We start from the raw sequence: 3,356 nt of genomic DNA, 5'->3' as shown, positions 1-3,356 counted from the left end.
ACGGTCAACATGGTTTGACGCCGTCTGTTCAGAAGGCATGAAAACAGTACTGGACGAGTTGTTTACGAACATTGAGCAACAAACAACCGAAATACGGGAACCTTTGCGGAAAATAGCAGCCGCTCAAGGCACGGCAGAACGCATTCAGGCAATAACGGAGTATTGCGAACAGTTTTCCGGTGGTGTTAAACCAAAGCGCAAAGAGAATTTCTTTAAATTCCTGGTAACACGGCGGCAAGGGAGCTGTCGCCATCGTGTGCCTGTTTTTATTGCTCTTTGTCGTTATTTCGGGATTCCATGTCGGCAAATGACTAACACTACCCACATCTTTGCCGAGTGTTCCGGGGATGGAGGCCAAACCTGGATGTCAGTGGATTTGGGCGGGGCGCCTGTAAAGGACACAAAAGTGATACCAAAATTTCAGCCCACCAGAAAGGTGCATAGCTCCAGCGCTGCGCCAAAGAAAATTAAGGATCCTCTGAAAGGGGCAGATTTAGCACAACAGCAAACTCTGGCTAAAGCCTGTGCTACGAGCCCCGAGAAAACGAACAAAGCCCTTCAGACGAACAGTGCATTGCCAGAAACAATTCCAAGTACTTTCCAGATGGCAAAAAACCTTTGGGGACAAAAAGATTCAACCAGTTTTGCTATGGGTGTCTCATTGTTATCAAAAAGTGCATTGCCAAAAACAATTCCAAGTACTTTCCAGACGGTAAAAAACCTTTGGGGACAAAAAGATTCAACCAGTTTTGCCATGGGTGTCTCATTGTTATCAAAGACAAAAGCATTGAGCGATGACGAGAAGAAATTGCTCGGTGTTGTGGCTCTCGACGATCAGGATGAGTCGGCGGAAGACATACCACGTTTCTTTGACATGATGGATGAAGTCGTTGGTGGGCCTGGCTTCGATCTGGATTGGAGGAATGAATCTCGCGACTATAAACCAATGTCAGAGGCAGTCATACAAATCTTGTTCGACAATGATGAAGATCAGGTCAGTGAACAACTTGAGTCACTGTACTCAAAAATGATTATTCAAGGCGGAGCAAATCCTCAAGAGTGGTTGAGTTCAATGGTGTATATATTGAGTCAGAGCGACCTGAACAAACCTTCGGTTATTCAGTTTGCCCTTAAAGCCATGGAATCGGGTTGGCTGGATCCACTGCCAGATTATGACCGTGATATTATCAATGCCTCTGAACATCATGAGCTTTTGGTGTCCCTGGAAGGCATCGATGAACTGAAGGTTAAAGCCGACCATTGTCTGAAAAAGTTTTATAACGCATTGTTGTCCAAGGAAAAAAATAGTGAGGTATGGCGTTCAAATTATAAAAAGTTCCAAAGGGAAACAGGTGATACCTTGCTCGTCACTCATTGCCATGACGGGTTTTCGCCATCCCTTGAAAATAAAATTGCCCATCGATCTATTCAAGACGTCTGGACGAACAATCCTGAGGGCATTCCGAATATAGAACGAATGCTGGTGCAACAGCCTGCTTTTCCACAGTTAAACTCGGGCAGGGGAAAACACCGTCCGGTGATTATCATGGGGGAACCCTCCTGGTGGTGTTATGTAATTGATGAAAAGGTTCAAGCCATGCTTGAACGAAAAGCAGAGAACAGTCCACAACTTAAGCGGATAATGGAAAAAAACAATCAATATGAGCTTGTGAGAAAACAACTCCTCAAAGATCTTGAAGAATCAGATGAAGCATTTAGTAAAAAAGAGCGTTTGATCGAAGCAGGAGATCACCCGAGTCTAACTCCCCTCAAGATGTCGGATGAGGAGAAAAAAACGCTGGATGACTTCAAAACTAAATGCAAGCAAGCGATTGAGCATGCCCTCAGTCATTATCTGTATGGATTGACACACTCAAAAGGCGGTTGCTTAACCTATTGTTGGGTTGAAGCTATCATGAATTCTGAGACTGGGTGTACCTACTTTAGCTACGGCGCTCATGATCCATCCTCACCAGAAGAGCTGTTTGCCATGATGTCTGATATTTATATCCCTCGCTCTGTTGAGGAATCTATCAAGGACGCCTACTTGCGACAAGCACACAACGGCAGTGATGCTCTGGTGCTAAAGTCCAAAGAGCTGAACATCATTGCTGGAGAGTTTTTGGGCAGTGTGAACTTGAATTCGATGTCTGAGTCATTGGATATCTGATCATAGTTTGGTCACGATGAGTTTTTCGAGACCGGTGGCTTTGTTTAATGGTTACGGCCAACTATCCAAATCGAACTTTCCTTCTTTCTGAAGGTCATATCAATAAACAATTTCAATGCAGTCCTTCAGATGACAGGAGGGAGATTGACTATGGATGGTCTGATTGGCGGGAAAATAAAGGAACCTGTTCCTGGTAGTGGTTTACCAGACAGGAGAGCAAAGCTGGATTCACCACCAGAGATTGCAGAGGTTACTGGCGTAACTGTCAGACTCAATAGGTCGCCGACTCCGGGTGCAATGCCTGACAGGGCGAGAACCCTGTCCTTAGGGGATTCCTTGCTTCGCAGGCTTCCTCACTCTTTTGATTTTCGTTTTGTCACCAGTGATGATGAGGTTCGACAACTTCTGGTTGCCCAGTCTGGCGATAAACATCGGGATGTTACCCTTATTTCCCATCCCGAGGATCTTTCACGGGCTAATCTGGTGAGCCGGTTGAGCATTGCTGACGATGGTCGCCACGTTCTGCGTTCAGGCAAGCTGTTTGACGGTCTAAAGCCACTCACTCTGGTGATGGATATCCGGAAACTCACCAGTGAGGAGCTGCCAAAATTTAACGATCTGCTGGACCCGGATAACCCCTGTTTATACGACAAAGTCAGCCAGAAGAAACGCTCCCTGGGTGAGCATGTTGATCTGCTGGTTCTGGCAAACCCTGAACAGTTGGCATCGGTTGGCCGGGCCGACGATGCACCGGGTGCAGATTTCTGGCGGCGAATTAACCGACCGGGCAATACCTGGCAGTTTGATGCACAGACCAGCGATGACTCATCGATGGAGATCAATGAGGTTCCTCCGGTATTGGCTGAACTTTCCTCTGACGCAAGCACTATGGATGACGACAATACCATTCTTATTGACTGCCACTTGCACAGTAACTGGCGACAGTTGCTGTTGGGTGGCCCCGGAGTGGATAAACAAGGGCGAATCCAGCATATCCCCGGCAGGCTTGAAACATTAAGGGCCGGACAACGGGTGATTCTGAAAGGCGCCAACTGGCAGGATCTGGCCTTTGAACAGACGATTCGACAGATGCTGGTGCAGAGGAGCTTTGAGAGTAATGGGAAGCTCCGGCAGTTACCCGACAATGTTCAGTTTTATCAAATGCCGGTAGGGAAGGACGAGCTTC

2 protein-coding genes are annotated in these 3,356 nt (G+C 46.9%); both read left to right on the top strand.

The features are described from left to right. Nucleotides 1-2,170: transglutaminase-like domain-containing protein (locus tag KDK17_RS08485; RefSeq protein WP_257287856.1), on the top strand; the 2,170-nt coding region annotated here is incomplete at its 5' end. A 150-nt stretch (nucleotides 2,171-2,320) separates the two neighbouring features. Beyond that, nucleotides 2,321-3,356: hypothetical protein (locus KDK17_RS08480; protein WP_257287855.1), on the top strand; the 1,036-nt coding region annotated here is incomplete at its 3' end.

Origin of the sequence: Endozoicomonas sp. SESOKO2, from assembly GCF_024606245.1 — a bacterium.
Classification (GTDB): domain Bacteria; phylum Pseudomonadota; class Gammaproteobacteria; order Pseudomonadales; family Endozoicomonadaceae; genus Endozoicomonas_A.
Note: the sequence above shows the minus strand (reverse complement) of the source record. Positions and strands in the feature narration are given on the sequence as shown.